The sequence below is a fragment of the Burkholderia sp. Bp9015 genome, from assembly GCF_003853505.1.
Lineage (GTDB): Bacteria > Pseudomonadota > Gammaproteobacteria > Burkholderiales > Burkholderiaceae > Burkholderia.
This window is the reverse complement of sequence record NZ_QTPZ01000034.1, coordinates 53,953-72,858: the sequence shown is the minus strand read 5'-3', so window position 1 is coordinate 72,858 and position 18,906 is coordinate 53,953. Positions and strand designations below refer to the sequence as shown.

General features: G+C 65.6%; 17 protein-coding genes, 1 tRNA gene and 1 pseudogene. 12 read left to right on the top strand and 7 right to left on the bottom strand.

All coding sequences use genetic code 11. From position 1 onward, the window contains the following. Window positions 1–15 precede the first annotated feature (15 nt). The 5 genes from rplT to DIE12_RS29245 all read left to right on the top strand — a co-directional run bounded on the left by rplT (window position 16) and on the right by DIE12_RS29245 (window position 4,998). The gene (rplT, locus tag DIE12_RS29265; protein WP_004192938.1) at window positions 16–375 is read left to right on the top strand and encodes a 50S ribosomal protein L20; all 360 of its coding nucleotides are present in this window, start codon (window positions 16–18) and stop codon (window positions 373–375) included. Window positions 376–524: 149 nt separating this feature from the next. Continuing rightward, complete coding sequence (gene pheS / locus DIE12_RS29260; RefSeq protein ID WP_006753318.1) at window positions 525–1,538, top strand: phenylalanine--tRNA ligase subunit alpha; 1,014 nt, start codon at window positions 525–527, stop codon at window positions 1,536–1,538. Between the two features lie 96 nt (window positions 1,539–1,634). Further along, window positions 1,635–4,064 carry a phenylalanine--tRNA ligase subunit beta gene (gene pheT / locus DIE12_RS29255; RefSeq protein WP_124551440.1) on the top strand — a complete coding sequence of 810 codons (2,430 nt, stop codon included), beginning with the start codon at window positions 1,635–1,637 and terminating at the stop codon, window positions 4,062–4,064. Window positions 4,065–4,136: 72 nt separating this feature from the next. Further along, window positions 4,137–4,523, top strand: coding sequence for an integration host factor subunit alpha (locus DIE12_RS29250; protein ID WP_006486093.1), 387 nt, complete (start codon window positions 4,137–4,139; stop codon window positions 4,521–4,523). A 61-nt stretch (window positions 4,524–4,584) separates the two neighbouring features. Beyond that, a complete protein-coding gene (locus DIE12_RS29245) occupies window positions 4,585–4,998 on the top strand; it encodes a MerR family transcriptional regulator (protein WP_124488891.1) in 414 nt (137 codons plus the stop codon). An 82-nt stretch (window positions 4,999–5,080) separates the two neighbouring features. Here DIE12_RS29245 and DIE12_RS29240 read toward each other — a convergent pair whose 3' ends face one another. Together DIE12_RS29240 and DIE12_RS29235 are read right to left on the bottom strand one after the other, a co-directional pair. Then, window positions 5,081–7,291, bottom strand: coding sequence for a hypothetical protein (locus DIE12_RS29240; RefSeq protein WP_124522529.1), 2,211 nt, complete (start codon window positions 7,289–7,291; stop codon window positions 5,081–5,083). A gap of 355 nt (window positions 7,292–7,646) precedes the next feature. Beyond that, window positions 7,647–8,408 carry a tyrosine-protein phosphatase gene (locus tag DIE12_RS29235; RefSeq protein ID WP_260427341.1) on the bottom strand — a complete coding sequence of 254 codons (762 nt, stop codon included), beginning with the start codon at window positions 8,406–8,408 and terminating at the stop codon, window positions 7,647–7,649. A 446-nt stretch (window positions 8,409–8,854) separates the two neighbouring features. Here DIE12_RS29235 and DIE12_RS29230 point away from each other — a divergent pair, with 446 nt between their 5' ends. From DIE12_RS29230 to bamC, 3 genes are all read left to right on the top strand, one after another. Continuing rightward, complete coding sequence (locus DIE12_RS29230) at window positions 8,855–9,568, top strand: methyltransferase domain-containing protein (RefSeq protein ID WP_124488894.1); 714 nt, start codon at window positions 8,855–8,857, stop codon at window positions 9,566–9,568. Window positions 9,569–9,741: 173 nt separating this feature from the next. After that, window positions 9,742–9,818: transfer RNA gene (locus DIE12_RS29225), tRNA-Pro, on the top strand. A gap of 140 nt (window positions 9,819–9,958) precedes the next feature. Next, window positions 9,959–11,167 carry an outer membrane protein assembly factor BamC gene (bamC, locus tag DIE12_RS29220; protein WP_124522548.1) on the top strand — a complete coding sequence of 403 codons (1,209 nt, stop codon included), beginning with the start codon at window positions 9,959–9,961 and terminating at the stop codon, window positions 11,165–11,167. 712 nt (window positions 11,168–11,879) lie between these two features. Here bamC and DIE12_RS29215 read toward each other — a convergent pair. The 3 genes from DIE12_RS29215 to DIE12_RS29205 all read right to left on the bottom strand — a co-directional run bounded on the left by DIE12_RS29215 (window position 11,880) and on the right by DIE12_RS29205 (window position 13,492). Further along, on the bottom strand, window positions 11,880–12,137 hold the full coding sequence (locus DIE12_RS29215; RefSeq protein ID WP_006486090.1) for a hypothetical protein: 258 nt from the start codon (window positions 12,135–12,137) through the stop codon (window positions 11,880–11,882). A 136-nt stretch (window positions 12,138–12,273) separates the two neighbouring features. Continuing rightward, a complete protein-coding gene (locus DIE12_RS29210; RefSeq protein ID WP_059608570.1) occupies window positions 12,274–12,552 on the bottom strand; it encodes a hypothetical protein in 279 nt (92 codons plus the stop codon). A 223-nt stretch (window positions 12,553–12,775) separates the two neighbouring features. After that, window positions 12,776–13,492 (bottom strand): YdcF family protein, encoded by a 717-nt coding sequence (locus DIE12_RS29205; protein ID WP_124522596.1) that lies wholly within the window; start codon window positions 13,490–13,492, stop codon window positions 12,776–12,778. A gap of 157 nt (window positions 13,493–13,649) precedes the next feature. On the opposite strand from DIE12_RS29205, the gene DIE12_RS29200 reads away from it, so the two are divergent. Beyond that, on the top strand, window positions 13,650–13,967 hold the full coding sequence (locus DIE12_RS29200; protein WP_044846039.1) for a hypothetical protein: 318 nt from the start codon (window positions 13,650–13,652) through the stop codon (window positions 13,965–13,967). 181 nt (window positions 13,968–14,148) lie between these two features. Here the strand turns inward: DIE12_RS29200 and DIE12_RS29195 are convergent, their stop codons facing one another. Then, window positions 14,149–14,400, bottom strand: a complete 252-nt coding sequence (locus DIE12_RS29195) for a hypothetical protein (protein WP_124522550.1) — start codon at window positions 14,398–14,400, stop codon at window positions 14,149–14,151. A 202-nt stretch (window positions 14,401–14,602) separates the two neighbouring features. Next, window positions 14,603–14,998: pseudogene (locus DIE12_RS29190) on the bottom strand (transposase); the annotation flags it as partial. A gap of 431 nt (window positions 14,999–15,429) precedes the next feature. Between DIE12_RS29190 and DIE12_RS29185 the strand changes: the two are divergent. From DIE12_RS29185 to scpB, 3 genes are all read left to right on the top strand, one after another. Beyond that, window positions 15,430–16,332: a LysR family transcriptional regulator gene (locus DIE12_RS29185; RefSeq protein WP_124488898.1), complete on the top strand. Its 903-nt coding sequence runs from the start codon at window positions 15,430–15,432 to the stop codon at window positions 16,330–16,332. A 66-nt stretch (window positions 16,333–16,398) separates the two neighbouring features. Then, a complete protein-coding gene (locus tag DIE12_RS29180) occupies window positions 16,399–17,601 on the top strand; it encodes a pyridoxal phosphate-dependent aminotransferase (protein ID WP_124522552.1) in 1,203 nt (400 codons plus the stop codon). A 272-nt stretch (window positions 17,602–17,873) separates the two neighbouring features. Next, window positions 17,874–18,896: an SMC-Scp complex subunit ScpB gene (scpB, locus tag DIE12_RS29175; RefSeq protein ID WP_124488900.1), complete on the top strand. Its 1,023-nt coding sequence runs from the start codon at window positions 17,874–17,876 to the stop codon at window positions 18,894–18,896. Window positions 18,897–18,906: the final 10 nt, after the last annotated feature.

Sequence of the window (18,906 nt, the reverse complement as noted above, 5' to 3'; positions counted from 1 at the left end):
TCCAAGGAGAGAAACATGCCTCGAGTCAAACGTGGGGTAACCGCACGGGCCCGCCACAAGAAGATCATCAACCTGGCCAAGGGTTATCGCGGCCGTCGCAATAACGTCTACCGCATCGCCAAGCAGGCGGTGATGCGCGCTGGTCAGTACGCGTACCGCGATCGCCGCAACAAGAAGCGTGTGTTCCGCGCACTGTGGATCACGCGTATCAACGCGGCAGTTCGCCAGCACGACATGACCTACAGCGTGTTCATCAACGGCCTGAAGAAGGCGTCGATCGAACTCGACCGTAAGGTTCTGGCCGACATGGCGGTGTTCGACAAGGCTGCTTTTGCTGCGATCGTCAAGCAGGTGAAAGCCGCCGTTGCAGCCTAATTGCGAAATTAGCACTGCGTGGTTAGTTGCAGCGACGTTCCGGTAGTCTCGGCCGCTGCAGCGAAAACGGGGCTCTTCCGAGCCCCTTTTTTGTTTGGTGGAGCAGTTTCGCTCGCCAAGACCGAATGACGTTGGAAATGATGGGATCTATGGATCTGGACCAGATTGTCGCCGACGCGCAGCAGTCCTTCGAACAGGCTGCCGACATCACCACGCTCGAAAACGAGAAAGCACGCTTTCTCGGCAAGTCGGGTGCGCTGACCGAGTTGCTCAAGGGCCTCGGCAAGCTCGATCCCGAAGCACGCAAGACCGAAGGCGCACGCATCAACGTCGCGAAGCAGCAGGTTGAAGCCGCGCTGACCGCACGCCGCCAGGCGCTCGCCGACGCGCTGTTGAACCAGCGCCTCGCCGCCGAGGCGATCGACGTGACGCTGCCGGGCCGCGGCGCCGGCGCAGGCAGCCTGCACCCCGTGATGCGCACGTGGGAGCGCGTCGAACAGATTTTCCGCTCGATCGGCTTCGACGTGGCCGACGGTCCCGAAATCGAGACCGACTGGTACAACTTCACGTCGCTGAACAGCCCGGAGAACCATCCGGCGCGTTCGATGCAGGACACCTTCTACGTCGAAGGCAAGGATGCCGACGGCCGCCAGCTGCTGCTGCGCACGCACACGAGCCCGATGCAGGTGCGTTACGCGCGCATGAACCGCCCGCCGATCAAGGTGATCGCGCCGGGCCGCACGTATCGCGTCGACAGCGATGCGACCCACTCGCCGATGTTCAATCAGGTCGAGGGGCTGTGGATCGACGAGAACATCAGCTTCGCCGACCTCAAGGGCGTCTATACCGACTTCCTGAAGAAATTCTTCGAGCGCGACGACATCCTCGTGCGCTTCCGCCCGTCGTATTTCCCGTTTACGGAACCGTCGGCCGAGATCGACATGATGTTCGAGCACGGCAAGAACGCCGGCAAATGGCTCGAGATCTCGGGCTCGGGGCAGGTGCATCCGACCGTGATCCGCAACATGGGCCTCGATCCCGAGCGCTACATCGGCTTTGCGTTCGGCAGCGGCCTCGAGCGCCTGACGATGCTGCGCTACGGCGTGCAGGATCTCCGGCTGTTCTTCGAGAACGACCTGCGTTTCCTGCGCCAGTTCGCATAACGCACGCGCCGCGCCGACATGTGCCCGCGCATGCCCCGCCGGACGTTTCCGATGGGGGCCGGGCGCCGATCTAACCTGTTTCGAATGTAGACATCCATGCAATTCCCTGAATCCTGGTTGAGAACCTTTGTCGACCCGCAGCTGACGACCGACGAACTGTCGCACGCGCTGACGATGGCGGGGCTCGAAGTCGAATCGCTGAGCAAGGCTGCGCCGCCGACATCGAAGATCGTCGTCGGCCGCGTGCTCGAAGTCGTCAAGCATCCGGATGCGGACAAGCTCAATGTCTGCCAGGTCGACGCCGGCACCGGCGCGACGCTGAATATCGTGTGCGGCGCACCGAACGTGGCGCCCGGCATCAAGGTGCCGGTCGCGCTGGTCGGCGCGGAACTGCCGCCGGCAGAAGAGGGCGGCAAGCCGTTCGCGATCAAGCTGTCGAAGCTGCGCGGCGTGGAGAGCCAGGGGATGCTGTGCTCGGCGCGCGAGCTGAAGCTGTCCGAGGACCACAGCGGCCTGCTGATCCTGCCGGAAGACACGCCGGTCGGCCAGGACATCCGCGATACGCTCAATCTCGACGACACGATCTTCGAAATCAAGCTGACGCCGAACAAGGCCGATTGCCTGTCGGTGTTCGGCATCGCGCGCGAGACGGCCGCGATCACCGGCGCGCCGCTGACGCCGGTCGATATCCGTCCGGTGCGCGTCGAGCTCGACGAAACGCTGCCCGTGCGCATCGCTGCGCCCGATCTGTGCGGCCGCTTCTCGGGTCGCGTGATCCGCGGCGTGAACGCGCATGCGAAGACGCCGCAATGGATGGTCGAGCGCCTCGAGCGTTCGGGCCAGCGCAGCGTGTCGGCGCTCGTCGACATCTCGAACTACGTGATGTTCGAGCTCGGCCGTCCGTCGCACGTGTTCGATCTGGACAAGATCCACGGCGGCATCGAAGTGCGCTGGGGCAAGCGCGGCGAGTCGCTGAAGCTGCTGAACGGCAACACGGTCGAGCTCGACGAAACGGTCGGCGTGATTGCGGACGACCGTCAGGTCGAAAGCCTCGCGGGCATCATGGGCGGCGACAGCACGGCCGTCACGCTCGATACGACCAACATCTACCTGGAAGCCGCGTTCTGGTGGCCGGACAGCATCCGTGGCCGCGCGCGCAAGTACAACTTCTCGACCGATGCGGCCCATCGGTTCGAGCGCGGCGTCGACTACGCGACGACCGTCGAACACGTCGAGCGCATCACGCAGCTGATTCTCGAGATCTGCGGCGGCAAGGCCGGCCCGGTCGACGACCAGGCAGTGAACCTGCCGCAGCGTGCGCCGGTGAAGATGCGCGTATCGCGCGCGAACCGCATCATCGGCGTGAAGATCGACGCCGACGAGATCGCGAACATCTTCACGCGCCTGCGCCTGCCGTTCGAGCGTGACGACGACGCGTTCCTGGTCACGCCGCCGTCGCACCGCTTCGACATCGAGATCGAGGAAGACCTGATCGAGGAAGTGGCGCGCATTTACGGTTTCGAGAAGATTCCCGCGCGTCCGCCGGTCGCGACGAGCGAGATGCGCGCGACCAACGAGACGCGGCGCTCGATCCACGATATCCGTCACGCGCTCGCGGCGCGCGACTATGCGGAAACGGTCAACTTCAGCTTCGTCGATGCGGAGTGGGAGCACGACTTCGCCGGCAACGACAATCCGATCCGCCTGCTGAACCCGATCGCGAGCCAGCTGTCGGTGATGCGCACGACGCTGTTCGGCAGCCTGATCTCCGTGCTGCGCCACAACCTGAACCGTCGCGCGGATCGCGTGCGCGTGTTCGAGACGGGGCGCGTGTTCCTCGCGGATTCGTCGGTGAAGGCCGGCGAGTTGACCGTCGAAGGCTACACGCAACCGAAGCGTGTCGGCGCGCTCGCGTACGGCCCGGCAGTCGACGAGCAGTGGGGCGTCGCGACCCGCGCGGTCGATTTCTTCGACGTGAAGGGTGACCTCGAGGCACTGCTCGCGCCGGCCGCCGCGCGCTTCGTGAAGGCCGAGCATCCGGCCCTCCATCCGGGCCGCAGCGCACGCATCGAAGTGGATGGCCGCGCGGTCGGCTGGATCGGCGAGCTGCATCCGCGCCTGATGCAGAAGTACGAGCTGCCGCACGCGCCGGTGATGTTCGAAATCGACGCGGATGCGCTGATCGCGCGTGCACTGCCGGCGCCGACCGACGTGTCGAAATTCCCGCCGGTACGGCGCGATATCGCCGTTGTCGTCGATCAGGCGGTCGAGGTTCAGGCACTTTTCGATGAAATGAAGAAGGCGCTGGCCGAAGACGCCTGCCGATTCGTTCAGAAGGTTGTACTCTTCGACGAATTTCGTGCAAAATCAAATACTTCCGGTGGTCTTGCCGCGAACGGGAAGAGCCTTGCCTTCCGCGTGACGCTGCAGGATGCGGCTGGCACGCTACAGGACGAGGTCGTCGATCAGGCGATCCAGACGCTGGTCGAGCGGATGGCTCGTGCGGGTGCCCGCCTGCGCGGCTAAGGAGAGGAGCCGCCCGTTCGCGGGTGGCGCTTCCCCATCGTGAGTTTTGGTTTAACGCGCTGTATGGCAGATATGAACGACATGACCTCGAGTGAATTCGAAGCCCTCCTGACGGCGCAACGCAGCGCCATGAACCGCGACGCTTCGGCGCCGGCGTCCACCGAGACGCCGACGCTGACGAAAGCGGAGCTGGCGGAGCTGCTGTTCGACAGCGTCGGGCTGAACAAGCGTGAAGCGAAGGACATGGTCGAGGCGTTTTTCGAAGTGATCCGCGACGCGCTCGAAAACGGCGAAAGCGTCAAGCTGTCGGGGTTCGGCAACTTCCAGCTGCGCGACAAGCCGCAGCGTCCGGGCCGCAACCCGAAGACGGGCGAGGCGATTCCGATCGCGGCCCGCCGGGTGGTAACCTTCCACGCGAGCCAGAAGCTGAAGGCGCTGGTCGAAAACGGCGCGGAGTAACGCCCGCGCGCCGAAGTCTCCGCGCGGCCGCCGCGCATTCTTTACCGACGGTTAACCGACGATGACCACTACGGTTGAGAAAGTCGTCTTGCCTCCGATTCCCGCGAAGCGCTATTTCACGATCGGTGAAGTCAGCGAACTGTGCGGGGTCAAGCCGCACGTGCTGCGTTATTGGGAACAGGAATTCACGCAGTTGCGGCCGGTGAAGCGGCGTGGCAATCGCCGATACTATCAGCACCACGAAGTGCTGCTGATCCGGCGGATTCGCGAGTTGCTGTACGAACAGGGATTCACGATCAACGGGGCGCGCAACCGGCTCGATTCGCCGGGCGGCGAGCGCGCTGCCGCGGCGCCGGCCGAGCCCGATGTGCCGGCCGGCGACGTGCGAGTATCGGGCAAGCCGGGTGCAACGGTCGACGTGATCGCGTTGCGGCAGGCGCTCCTCGATGTGATCGACGGACTCAAACACGACTGAGCGCAACGCTCGAATCAACAGGAAACCCGGTCGGCGATGCGCCGCCGGGTTTTTTCATGCACGCGGGCTCGTGCTCGGCGGGTCAGCGCGATGCGAGCGGGTTCGGCTTGCCCATGTCGACGACCAGCGTGCCGTCCGGCAGCATCCGCACCGAGCCCTGCGCGACCTGGCTGCGGTAGCCGTACAGGTCGAAACGCATCGGGCCGGCCTCGGCCGAGTTCCGGATCAGCGCGCGCACGTTCAGTTCGAGCACGTTGAACATCTTCATGTCGCCGCCTTCCATCCACATGTAGCTCGGCGCGTCGATCTGCGGCCGCTTCGTCGCGGGCGCGTCGGCGGCACGCCGGAACGTGAGGCGCAGCCCGTCGCGTTCGACCGTCGCCTGGCCGAGTTTGCCGTTCAGCACCGGCGGCGGAAACACGGTGTACTGGTCGAGCACGAGCGTGTCGCCGCGCAGCTCCGCGCCGCGGCGCTGCAGCGGCGTCAGCGACGCGAGCTCGATGCCGAGCGAGCGCAGCAGCTTCGCCTGCGGGATGCCGAGCACCGATACCTGCGCCGGCTTGAACGCGAGGTGCCGGTCGTCGAGCACTGACAGCGTGCCCTTCATGTCGGTCGGCAGCCACACGCCGGGCACGTGATTCCAGAGCTTGATGCCGCCCTGGACGCGCAGGTCCTGGCCATCTGCGCTCAACTGCAGGTCGTTCAGCGAGCGCGGCGAGTAGTCGAGCAGGTAGTTGTTGAAGAGCGCCGACATCGCCTTCCACGATTCGACGACCGTTCCGCCGAGAATGCGGATGTCGTACTGGTTCGGATCGTCGAGATCGACCGGTTCGCCCGGGCGTTTCGCGATCAGCTGCACGTCGAGATCCTCGACATGGAAGCCGATGTCGCCGGACAGGTTGAAGTCGACGTTGTGCAGGTGGATCGTCGGGTTGCGGTTCGACACGTGCCGTTCGTTGAACGGAGCGATCGACGAGCGCCGCATCGCGACTTTCTGCATGCCGGGTTGCGGTGCGCTGGCCGCGAGTGCAAACGCTTCCCAGTGCTGGCGCGAGTCGCGCAACGCGTTCTGCTGCGCGGCGAGGAAGCTGTCGTTCAGGCGAGCGGCTGCATTGCCGAGCGCGGCGCCGCTCGCGGGGCCCGCGTACGACGGCATCCGGATCGCCATCGCGCCGCTTTCGTCGAAATTGAAATAGCCGGCCGAAACCTGGTCGCGATAGTGGTACAGGTCGAACACGAAGTGCTGGTCGCGCTTCGTCGGATCGACCGGGCCGATCAGGATGTCGGCGTTCATCGGCATCGAGCGCATGAATTTCACGTCGCCGCCGCGGATGTACATCGCCTGTTGCGGCGCGTTCGCGGGGAGCGCGAAGCCGGCGTGCGAGCCGTCGTCGAGCGTCAGGTCGAGGCCGGCCGGTGTAACGCGCAGCGCGGTGATCCGGATCTTCAGCCGTGGCGGCGGCATCAGCTTGTCGACCGACATCACGAGGTCGTCGCCGGCGAGCCGCGCGATCGGTGTTTCCACCTTCAGCAGATCGGCCATCTTCACGTTGGCCGCGCGCATGACCGGCTGCGCGTTGATGCCCGACACGCGCACGCCGGTCGGGTGGAATACGAGCTGGCTGCCGTCGCGGATCGCGAGCGTGCCGGTCAGCGAGAACGGCACCCAGCCGTCGCGCTGCATCTCGCCTTGAAGATGGATCACGCTGTCGCCGGCCGATACGGCGAGCTTGCGCAGCGGCGCGTTGCGGTAACCGAAGATGTAAGTGTCGAAGAGCGCGGTCAGCTTTGCGTTGTCGAGCGTGACCGCGCCTTCGTGTACGTCGATCTCGAAGCTCGTCGGGTCGTCGAACACGATGGGGGCGCCGGCCTGCGTCGGCACGAGCGTCGCGGACAGTTGATGGATGAAGAAGCCGAGGTTGTTGACGATGCGGAAATCGACGTCGCGCAGGAACGTCATCGCGCCGTTCTGGCCCGAGTCGCGCAGCGTGAACGGGCGCGGCTGCGTGAGGTTGATCGACGCGAGCGACGGCACCGTGCGGGCGATCTGCTGTTCGTGAGCGAGGCGTTCGGCTTTGGCGCGCTCGATCTTCGTCGATGCGACCGACGCGTTGCCGTCGCGCTGCGCGGCCGGTTCCGCGCAGCCGGTGCAGAGCAGCGCGAGCGCAAGCGCACCGCAGCCGAATGCGCGAGCGGTGCCGTGTGAAACCGGGGCGGCCGCGCGTCGCAGGCCGGCCATCCAGTCGAAACTTGCCAAGGGCGTGCGATGGCCGCGCCGGACCGAATTCCGCATCGTCTGTCTCCATGTCTTGTCGTGACCGGCGAGGGCGCGCGATCGATGCGCGGCGCAGTCGTCGATGCCGTGCAGTGTGGCATAGCGCGCTAGAGCGGCGTTACCAAACAGCGGGCGTGCGGGCAACACCGGTCGGCGCACGACAGGGCAAAGGATTCGCGGCGTCGGGGCGGCAATATCAAACGGTCGTTTGGTTTTGCGGTCGAGGGGCGGGCGGCGCGCATTGCGCCGGATCGGCAAACCCGGCGGCGTGGGTTGACGCCGGGTTTCGTGCCGGATGAAGGCCGTGTCCGGTCCGGGCGCGGCGGCAGTGCGATGACAGCCGCGCTGTCGCCAGCGCCGCCTGCGTGATCGGTCAGACCAGCATGCGCTGCCGGATCGCATTCTGCGTCGACGCGTCGAGCTGCAGGCCGTTCTCGATGTACGACGTCATCGAGCCATACGACGCGACGACCTGATCGAACGCCGCCTGCAGATAGGCGGCTTGCGCGCCTTGCAGCGCGGCCATCATGTCGGCCGCATCCTGCCCGCCGCGCTTCTGCGCCTGCGCGACATAGGCGGCGATTTCCGACGCGCTGTAGACGTTGGTCAGCAAATAGTCGGCGAGAATCGTCTGCGGGCGGACACCGAGGATCGTGTGCAGGATGGCCGTCGCCCAGCCGGTGCGATCCTTGCCGGCCGTGCAGTGGAAGACCAGATTGCCGCCGGACGACGCGAAGCCGGCAAACAACGCGTGGTAGCTCGTGCGTGCGGTTTCCGACGTCACGAACGCCCGATACATGCTCATCATGAAGGCCGTGGCCGTCGCGCCGCTGGTCGGCAGCGGGCCGAGATTGGCGGCGCCGAGCACGTTGAGGTTCTGCCAAATGGCGCCAGCCAACGGTACATCCGGCTGCGCTTGGATCTCGGAGGTCGTGCGCAGGTCGCACACCTGCGTGATGCCGAGCGTATCGACCGTTGCGACGTCGGCCGCGGAAAACGTGAGCGCGGACGACCGGTAGATCACGCCTTTTTTCATCGCTGCGCCGCTCGGGGTGGCATAGCCCGTTCCGTCCGGTCCTGCGGTATCGCGAAAATTCGCTACCGAGGCGAGCCTGGGCGTCGTGACGGGGGCGATCGCGATCGAATCGCCGCCGCACGCGGACAGAAACGACGCGCTTCCCAGCGCGATGCCGAACGTGCCGGCGCCCAGCCGGAGAAAGTGTCGTCGGGAAATTTCGTTTTTCTGATGCATTCACTGACCTTTGTCGGAGACTGTCACGGGAAGTTGCGACCGCCGTTGCGATCGAAGTCGCTGCCGGCCCGGCGCGCCGCGCGGCAACGCGCAGATCTGCGATCTCGATCGGCCTGCAGTCGGACGATGCGCCGGGCGCGTCGATCTCTCGCCGGGTAAGCGCACGGTAGCGATTCGCGGCGAAACGGCCATCGTCCTTTTCGACTAGGACGCGATGCGGGCGCGGTGCAATTCGCGCAACTTGCGATGCGTGCGACGGCTGCGGCGCGGTAAGATCGGCGTCAGTAGCTTGATGATCGAAGCATGGTGGCCGACACGGGGGAGGCGTCATGGATCTGAAGGAACTCGACGTATTGGGAGCGGACGTCGGCGATCACTGGTACTACGCGTCGAAGGCGAGCGCGATTCGCCGGTTCCTGGGCGCGGCGGATGCAAACCGGATACTCGATGTCGGCGCGGGCTCGGGTTTCTTTTCGAAACATTTGCTCGAGCGCACGCAGGCGACGGAAGCGTGGTGTGTCGACACGAGCTACGCCGACGATACCGACGGCGAGGCGGCAGGCAAGCCCGTCCATTTTCGCCGCGCCGTCAATCGGCTCGATGCCGATCTCGTGTTGCTGATGGACGTGCTCGAGCACGTCGACGACGATGTCGGGCTGCTTGCACAATATGTGGCCGGCGTGCCGAAGGGCAGCCGCTTCCTGATCACCGTTCCCGCGTTTCAGTTCCTCTGGAGCGCGCACGACGACTTTCTCGAACACAAGCGCAGGTATACGCTCGACGGCCTCGAAGACGTCGTGCGCCGTGCGGGGCTCGAGGTCGAGCGCGGCGCTTACTACTTCGGCTTCACGTTTCCGCTCGCGGCGGCATTGCGACTGAGCGAGCGAGCGCGTCGCCAGCCACGCGAACCCGCGTCGCAACTGCGTCGACACAATCCGGTAGTCAATGGTTTGCTCAAGCTGATCTGCCGCGCCGAGTTGCCGATGTTCCGGTTCAACCGGTTGGCGGGGCTCACGGTGATCTGTGTCGCGCGCAGCGCGTGAGCGTCAGGCGGATCGCGTGGACGGACGACGGACCGGCGGGGCGTCATGTGCGTCGCCGTTCGTGTCGGATCCGTCATGCCACGGTGCGCCACAAAAAATTTCGGCAGGGACATGCACAAAATGCATGCGACCCGTTCTAAACCGGCCAACTCTCTGTTATAATTTTTTTCTTTCGGGGCGTAGCGCAGCCTGGTAGCGTACCTGCATGGGGTGCAGGTGGTCGGAGGTTCAAATCCTCTCGCCCCGACCAGATAAGAACCCGCGTCAGTTCAGGCTGACGCGGGTTTTTTCTTGCCCGTCGCTTTTTTGCACATCCCGGCGCGGCCCCGGTAAAATGCAAGGTTGATCCACGGAAAGCGCCGTGATTTAGCGGAAGAGGATTCCCCGAACATGACTGATCTTCGTCTTACCATGCGGTTCGCTGCAGTGCTCGCCACTGGCGCGCTCGTCGCCGGTTGCGGTACGTCGTCGCCCACGAAAGTGGACTACAAGAGCGATTCGAAATCGAAGGAAGCGTCGCTCGCAGTGCCGCCCAACATGCTCGACGAGACGGCCGATCAGCGTTCGCTGCCGCCGCAGGGCGGCGCGACTTCCCTGTCCGCGCTTCAGCAGGTCCAGCACACGGCGCCCGCGACGGATACCGTCGCGCCCGCCGTGGCCGGCATGCATATCCAGCGCGACGGCACCGAGAGCTGGCTCGTGATCGACGGCAAGAAGCCCGGCGACATCTGGCCGCAAGTGCGCCGCTTCTGGCAGGAGCAGGGCTTCCTGCTCGTCGTCGACCAGCGCGACAAGGGCGTGATGGAAACCGACTGGAACGAGACCCATCCGCAGATCAACGACGGCCTGATCCGCAGTGTGATCTCGAAAGCGATGGGCAATTCGTACGTGACGGCCGAGCGCAACAAGTACCGCACGCGCCTCGATTCGGCGCCGAACGGCGGCACCTATGTGTTCGTCAGCCAGAAGGGCATGCGCGAGGCGATCACCGGCGCGAACAACGATTCGAGCAAGTGGGAAGCGAAGCCGAACGATCCGGCGCTCGAGACGGAATACCTGAAGCGGTTGATGGCGGTGCTTGCGCAGAACGAGCAGCGTGCGAAGAACGGCGAGCCGCCGGTCGCGAACATCAACGACAACACGGTGCAGAAGGACAAGAAGGCCGATACCGACGCATCGAAGGCGGCTGCCGCGGCGATTGCTGCGCAGAACGTCGCGCGTACGTCGTCGCAAGCGAACGACGTCGACACGAGTGCAGTGCCGTCCGAAGTCACGCTCGGCGAGCCGTACGACCGGTCGTGGCTGCACGTCGGCCTCGCACTCGATCGCGCGAACTTCACGGTCGACGATCGCGATCGCACGAAGGGTCTGTATTTCGTGCGTTATGTCGATCCGAAGGATCTGAGCGCGGCCGAGCAGGGCTTCTGGAGCCAACTGTTCCACGGCAAGAAGGAAAAGCAGGCGAAGCAGTATCGCGTCAACGTGAAGGCGCTGACGGCCGACCAGACGCGTGTGGCAGTCGTCGACGATTCGGGTGCGATCGATTCGTCGTCGCCGGCCCGGCAGATCATGGGGCTGCTCGTGAATCAGCTGCGCTGATCGCGACGATCCCGCTCGTCGAACAAGCCCGCCGCCCGGCGGGCTTTTTTTATGGTCGCGCGCCGTGACGTCGGCGTGTGCGGGACGTTCGGCTGCTCCGCCTTGTGACGTTACGTAACATCCGCGCGTTACGGCGGCGGAACGGGTGTTACATCGTCATGGTCCCGGAAAATATCCTTATGGATCAATGACGTGCTTTCGAAAATGCACCTGGCACGCAAACTGCTTTATTAGTTCGAATCGTTAGGACAGGGAGGGTGGTGCCAGAGACCGGGCAGGCGTCGCGAACGCCCGACCAACGGTTTCGACGTCCCCAGATGCCGGCGCTGCGAGCGCGGGCACAACCGATGATGATCCGCGCCGCGCGCGGGTCTCGATGGCCCCGTCGCCTATCCTCGTAGGGCGACGGTTTCGCCCGCGCTTCGTATGAAGCGCGGGCAATTTTTTTTGGTGGGGCCGCAATGCGAGGGCGCCGATCCGGCCTGTGCGGGATTCGGTGATTCGCAATCAATTGGAGTGGGGGCGGCGCGGTTCGCATCCGGCGAGCGCCGGTAGGGCGAGGTCGCGTTGGCGGTGTGTGAGCGTTCCACTCACACGCCGCTCAATCGCGAAACGGACGCGGACCGGCTCGATCGGCCCGGGGTTCGCGTGCAGTCGCAGCGCGTGCGAGCAGGGCGGTGCGGCCGGACGCGTTGCCGGCCGCCGCGACGCGTCAGTGCGACGCGCTGGGTACGTCAAGGATCAGGATGATCGTCCAGTCGGCATCGCCGTCGTGGTGATACTGGCGTTCGGCGACGATGAACGGTTGCTGCTTGCCTTGCGGGCCGAGGAAAAGCACGTCGCCCTCCATCGGCAGGCACTCGATCGGCGGCAGCGCGAGAAAGGCGTCGTCCGAGCCGCGCGGCATCAGTTGCTTGATCTTGCGAGTGGCTGCTTCGGTCCACTCGATGTCGAGTTGAATGTTGCTCATGCTGTCCTCCGCACCGGGGTGCGCACGGGTGGAAAATTTCGGTGCGCGACTTTAGCACAGCGCGCAGGCGCCGCAACCAAAAAAGCCGAACCCGGTTGCCCGGATTCGGCTTTTCGCTTGTGCGGTGCCGCCGAACTTACTGGCTGGCAGCGTCTGCCGGAGCGGCCTTGGCGGCCTTCTTGCCAGCCTTCTTCGCTGCCTTGTGGTGAGCAGCCTTCTTGCCGTGGTGCTCTTCCTGCGCCGCCGGCTGTGCAGCCTCGGCTGCTTGCTGCTGTTGCAGTGCCTGTGCGCGCTGCTCGATCTCGGCGATCTTCGCCGGGTCGGTGATGGTCTGGATTTGCGTGCTCTCTTGCGCATACGCTGCGCCAGTCAGCGCCGACATCGCGACCAGAATAGCCAGGGACGTCTTCTTCATTGCTTTACCTCCGCTAAGTGGTGATGAACCCGAATGTTGCCGTTTTGTCTGGCGACTGCAATCGAGTGCGTGTCGAGTGTAACAAAAGTGACGGATCAATGTGCACCGGATCGAGGCACAGCGCAAGGCCCCGTTGAAGTCGCGCAACACTTCGTGCATTCCGTCATGCGCATGCCATCCCGGGGCGGCACCGTCGCATTCGCCGCCGGTGCAAGCGTCGCCATCAAAACCAGCCGAGCCATCGGTAGACGTGGAATTGTGCGATGCCGATCAGTTCGTGCAATGCCTGATTCGCGTCTTCCAGGTTGTGCCAGCGGGGCAGCCAGCCCGTTTGCGCGCGCCGGCGGTTCGCATAAACGGGTTGCGGATCGATGTCGAAGCGGCGGAAATCGAGCAATGCGCGGCGCATCTGATAGGACGACGTGACGAGAATGCGCGTGTCGTCATGTTGTGAGCGTAGTATAGATGTAGTGAATTTCGCATTTTCGTAGGTGGTACGGCTGTTCGGCTCGAGGACGAGGTCGCTGGAAGCGACACCCGCCGCGACCAGCAGGCGCCCGTAGACGGCCGCCTCGGTTTCGCCGTGACGTTGCGGGTCGCCGCCCGACATCACCACGGTGCAGCGGGTGGCCTGCTGCCGGCACGTGCGGTAGAGCGCCGCGGTCGCGCGGATGCGTGCTTCCCCGTCGGGAGGCGGTCGCAGGCCGGTGTCGCTGCGCCGCGTGCCGGCGCCGATGATGATCAGCGTGGTCCGGCCATGCATGTCGGGGCGCTCGACCGGCGTCACGCCCGCCTCGGTCCACGCGATGAGCGGCGCGGCGAGCCAGCCTGTCGCGAGCAGCCAGAATAGCGCGACGCTCGCGATCGCGATGAGTCGCCGCCGCTTGCGGCAGAGCATGAAACCGATGAAGAGAAGTACAAATGAATCGAACAGAATCAATTTGATTGGGGTATGGTGTCTTTTTATGGACGGCTGACGATCCGGCCCTGACGCGACGCCGAACGTCGGCCCCCAGAATCGGTGGCGGTATCGGCGGGCGGAGCTCCCGCCCGGCGCGCCGCTTCGCATTGTCGCTGCACTTTAAGAAAGAATCGAGATGACCACGTATTCCAACGAAGCGGTGCTCGACGCATTGAGACGAGTGCAGTACCGCCAGGTACCGTGGGCGCGCCGCCCGGGCGTGTTCGAGTATCTCCGGTCGCTGGGGCTGATGGACACGGTCAGGCAGAAGACCGTTGCTCCCGCACCGGGTTTCCATGCGCCGGTCGACATCGCGGTGCTGACCGACAACGGTCGTGCCGAATGCGCGCGCCTCGAGCGTGACGAGAAACTGCTTTCCTGGACCGATCGCCGTATGGACGACTACGCATTGAGCGAAGCGAGCGCCGTGGCGATTCTCGAAAGCCGCCTGTAGCGGCGCACTCCTGTTCTCGCGCGCCGGCCACCGACGACGCAAAAAAAAGCCCGTATCGCGAGGATACGGGCGTACCGGATACTTTTGCTGTTGCCACGCTGTGCTCATGGCAACGAATGTGACTCGTCGCATGTCGGGCAGTTCCCGAATCCGGTAATTTTCTTTGACGAAATCCCGCGGACTACGGATGACGCGGCAGGTCGGTCGGCTGCGAGCCAGTGCGCGCGCGCGCGTTGCTGGCGATGTCGCCGCGCAAATCGCCACGCGGCACGGTCAGCCGATTGGGCGGCGCGGCGGGCGGTTGCTGGCGAAGGGTGTTCCGATGATCCTGCTGGTGGTGAGGCGGCTTCGCGCGATCGTCCGCGCGAGCGGGGGCGGTCAGCGCCAGCGAAATGACAATGCCGCATGCGACGAGCAGTGACATTGGTTTCATGGCGGGGCTCCCTTCAAGCCACCGGCGCGGCCTGTTGATATTTCGCTAAGGTAAGCGTGGGAGTGCAGGCTTGCTGTAAATAATCGTAAATAGATGTATCGCCGCACGACAGGCGCAATCGACGACGACGCGAGCGCCGCGCAAAAGCGCGTGGCACTGAAAGAAACCGGGCGGCCGAAGCCGCCCGATCGAGCATGCGTTACGCCATCTTCACGGGGGCGCGCCAGGATTCCGGGTTGGTCCAGAAGGCGCCGCGCAGCCGGTCGCGGCTCGGCGGTGCTGGCGGCTTCGTCGCGCTCGCCCCGATGCGCCCGCGCAGCGAGATCTGGCGGCCGCTCGTGCCGAGTCGCTTGACGATTTCGGCGAGCGTGCCGTCTGCCTGCCATTCGTCGAAGCGACGGCGGCAGGTCGGCGGCGACGGATAGCGGCCCGGCAGCTTCGACCAGCCTTCACCCGTCGACAGTACCCACAGCACGGCGTTTACCACCGAACGGGCCTCCACGCGGGGACGGCCGCGCCGTTCACTGCGTGCGGGTTCCGAGCAAAACAGACCTTCGACCAGCGCCCACTCGTTATCTCTCAAATCGTCGAACAGCATCATGTCCTCACCTCAGCGAAGCTAACTCCGGTGCGCTGCCCTGCGCCGCGCACTCTTCAAGCACTCGAGCGTCGAGTGCCGGGTGGGGGCTTCCGGTTGGCCGGCAGCGGCGTTTCTGCCCTCTGTCCCGACTCGACCTGCGCCCTGTACGTCAGATAAAGCACGATGTGTGCCATGTCTGAGGCGATTCCCGTGAGAGCCGCTTGGCAGCGGGCTGACGGCTAAGTCAGCTAGGGGCGTATAAGACGCCAAAATAACCCGCCAGCAAATCAGGACAATCACCAATCTTGTGCAAGTCGCCCGTGCTACGTGCGTTTGCGTCGATATTGCACCGCAGCGAAACATGTGCTGCCGGTGCCGGATTCGCACATCGAAGACGATGGCGCGCATTAAAATCGCGCATCGGTATCGACGATTGATGAGGAGAGGGGATGAACGTTACGCTGCGCCAGCTTCGCGTATTCATCGAGGTTGCGCGGCTCCGGAGCTTCAGTCGCGCGGGCGACGAGATCGGGCTCACGCAGTCCGCGGTCAGCCGTTGCGTGCGCGAACTCGAGACCGAGCTCGGACTGAAGCTGATCGACCGGACGACGCGCGACGTGCAGTTGACCGACGTCGGGACGAACCTGATCGCGAGCGTGTCCCGCCTGATCGCCGATCTCGACGACACGCTGCGCGAGATTCGCGAGATCGGCGAGCAGCGGCGGGGGCGCGTGATCGTCGCAGCGAGCCCGACGATCGCGTGCCGGCTGATGCCGCGCGTCGTCGCGTCGTGCGAGCGCCAGTTCCCGTTCGTCACGCTCGGCCTGCGTGACGACGTGCAGAGCGACGTCCTGCGCAAGGTGAAGTCGAGCGAAGTCGATTTCGGCGTCGTCATCGGGCCGCTCGCCGTTGCCGATCTCGTATGCGAACCGTTGATGACCGACTCGTTCTGCCTGGTCGCGCGCGCCGATCATCCGCTCGCGGCGCGGGCCGAGGTGCCGTGGACGGCGCTCGACGGCGAGCGTCTCGTGCTGCTCGACCATGCGTCCGGAAGCCGGCCGCTGATCGACGCCGCGCTGGCCGCCCATCGGGTCAATGCGACGGTCATGCAGGAGCTCGGGCATTCGGCGACGGTGTTCGGGCTCGTTGAGGCCGGCGTCGGGGTGAGCGTGCAGCCGTGGCTGTCGCTGCCGCTGCCGGCCGGATCGACACTGGTCGCGCGGCCGCTGACGCCGCGTACCGAGCGCACCGTCGAGCTGGTGCGCCGCCGCGACCGCTCGCTGTCGCCGGCCGCGCAGGCGATCTGGGAACTCGTGCGCCAGATGCCGGCGCGGGCGGAGGATCTCGACTGAAAGGGTGCGGATCGGGCGCGCACGCCGGTACACTACGCGGATCGTGTTCCTCGGTGGCGGTTCTCGATGACGCATTCCGCAGATGTCGGCCCGGCGACGGGCGAGCCGGCGGCGCGCAGCGCAGTTCAGGCGCTGCGTCCGTCGCTGATCCGGGAAGTGGCGAACGCCGGCTTCGGCGTACCCGACGTGCTGCCGTTCTGGTTCGGCGAATCCGATCGCGTGACGCCCGAATTCATTCGCGACGCGGCTGCCGCGGCACTGCGCGACGGTGCGACCTTCTACACGCACAACCTCGGCACCGTGTCGCTGCGCAACGCGATTGCGACCTATGTCGGTGCGCGTCACGGTGCGACGGCGGCCGATACGATCGCCGTGACGAGTTCGGGCGTGAGCGCGCTGATGCTGGCCGCGCAATTGCTGGTCGGCCCGGGCGACCGCGTCGTCGCCGTCACGCCGCTCTGGCCGAACCTCGTCGAGATCCCGAAGATCCTCGGTGCACAGGTCGAGTGCGTGTCGCTCCGCCATGGCGATGCGGGCTGGCGGCTCGACGTCGACCGGCTGATCGCGGCGCTGACGCCCGGCACGCGGATGCTGTTCGTCAACTCGCCGAACAATCCGACCGGCTGGGTGATGTCCCGCGACGACCAGCAGGTCGTGCTCGCGCATTGCCGGCGCCACGGCATCTGGGTGGTCGCCGACGAGGTATACGAGCGGCTCGTGTTCGGCACGGACGGCGCGCCGTCGTTCCTGGACATCGCATCGCGCGACGAGCGGGTGATCGTCGTGAATTCGTTCTCGAAGGCCTGGGCGATGACGGGCTGGCGGCTCGGATGGCTGGTCGCGCCGGCGTCGGTGATGGGCGATCTGTCGAAGCTGGTCGAGTACAACACATCGTGCGCGCCGGGTTTCATCCAGGCCGCGGGAGAAGTCGCGCTGCGTGACGGCGAGCCGTTCGTGCAGTCGTTCGTCGCGGCGCTGCGCGGTGCGCGTGACCACCTGGTCGCCGCGCTGCGCACGTTGCCGGGCGTCGACGTGCCGCCTCCGCCGGGTGCGATGTACCTGTTCCTGCGGTTGCCGGGCGCGGACGACAGTCTTGCGTTCTGCAAGTCGCTGGTGCGCGAGGCGGGGCTCGGGCTGGCGCCCGGCCGCGCGTTCGGCCCGGAGGGGGAAGGGTTCGTGCGCTGGTGCTACGCGTGCGATCCGGTGCGGCTCGAGGCAGGCGTCGAGCGCTTGCGGGCGTTCCTCGCGCGCGGCGCAGGCCTGCGTTGAAGCGGGGGCGGAGCGGGTGCGGCATGCGGGCGGCGGGCCTTTCGGCTCATCTTTACGCACCGGGCAATTTTGCGTAAGATGGCGCTCAGTCACGCGGTTCCGTCGTTGAACCGTGCTGTTCCGTCCGGTTTGGGCCTGGCTTGAAGTTGGTTCGCCGCCCCCGGTTCGTGCTCCCATCAATATGACCGATCAGAATCGGGCGAGCGCGTCTTCCGTTCCTTTCGTCTGTTTGTTGATCCGGTTCGTTTGACCACAGGGTCTGGCCTAGCTGCATGAATACCCAAGAGGCGAAGATCGTCCTCGAGACTGCTTTGATCTGCGCGCAGGAACCGCTGAAGCTCGGCGATTTGCGCAAGCTCTTTGCCGACGGCGTGTCGGCTGACACGGTCCGCACGTTGCTCGAAGATCTGAAACAGGATTGGTCCGGCCGCGGTGTCGAACTGGTGGCGCTGGCAACCGGATGGCGCTTCCAGAGCAAGCCGGCGATGCGCCATTACCTGGACCGACTGCATCCCGAGAAGCCGCCGAAATATTCGCGTGCGGTGCTCGAGACGCTCGCGATCATTGCGTATCGGCAACCCGTCACGCGTGGCGACATCGAAGAGATTCGCGGCGTCACGGTCAATACGCAGGTGGTCAAGCAGCTCGAGGATCGCGGCTGGATCGAGGTGATCGGGCATCGCGACGTGCCGGGCCGCCCGGCGCTGTACGCGACGACCAAGCAGTTCCTCGACGATCTCGGCCTGAAGGCGCTCGACGACCTGCCGGCGCTCGAGGAGCCGGCGGCGAACATCGAAGCCGCGCTGCTCGCGCAGCAGGCGATGGACTTCGACGGCGATGCGCCGGCGGCGGACGCGGTGCCGGAAGCCGGCGAGGCGGCGGCGGACGAGTCGCACGTTCGGCCGGACGAATTGCCGGGCGACGCCGCAACGGAAGGCGCGCCGACGCAGGAAATGCCGAACCGCGATACGCTGGAAGCGGATCGCGTTCAGAGCGAACAGGGCGGCGCCGAAGCAGCGCCGGCCGGCGAGCAGCCCGAGCCGCTGCACGCGGTGTGGAACGAGGAAGATCGCAAGCCGGCTGCCGACGCGGTTGCCGGAGACGGAGCGGAAGCGGCCGGCGACATGCCGGGCGAGGCTGGCCAGGCCGACGCCTCACGCTCCCGTCCCGCGGACGGCGAGTTGCTGGACGATACGTCCGACAGCCTCGCCGACGCCGTACGCAGTGCCAGCGCGCCCATCGGCGCCGACGCGCTGCCGGACGACGAAGCAGAACCCGAACAGCGCCGCGCCTGATCGCGGCCGA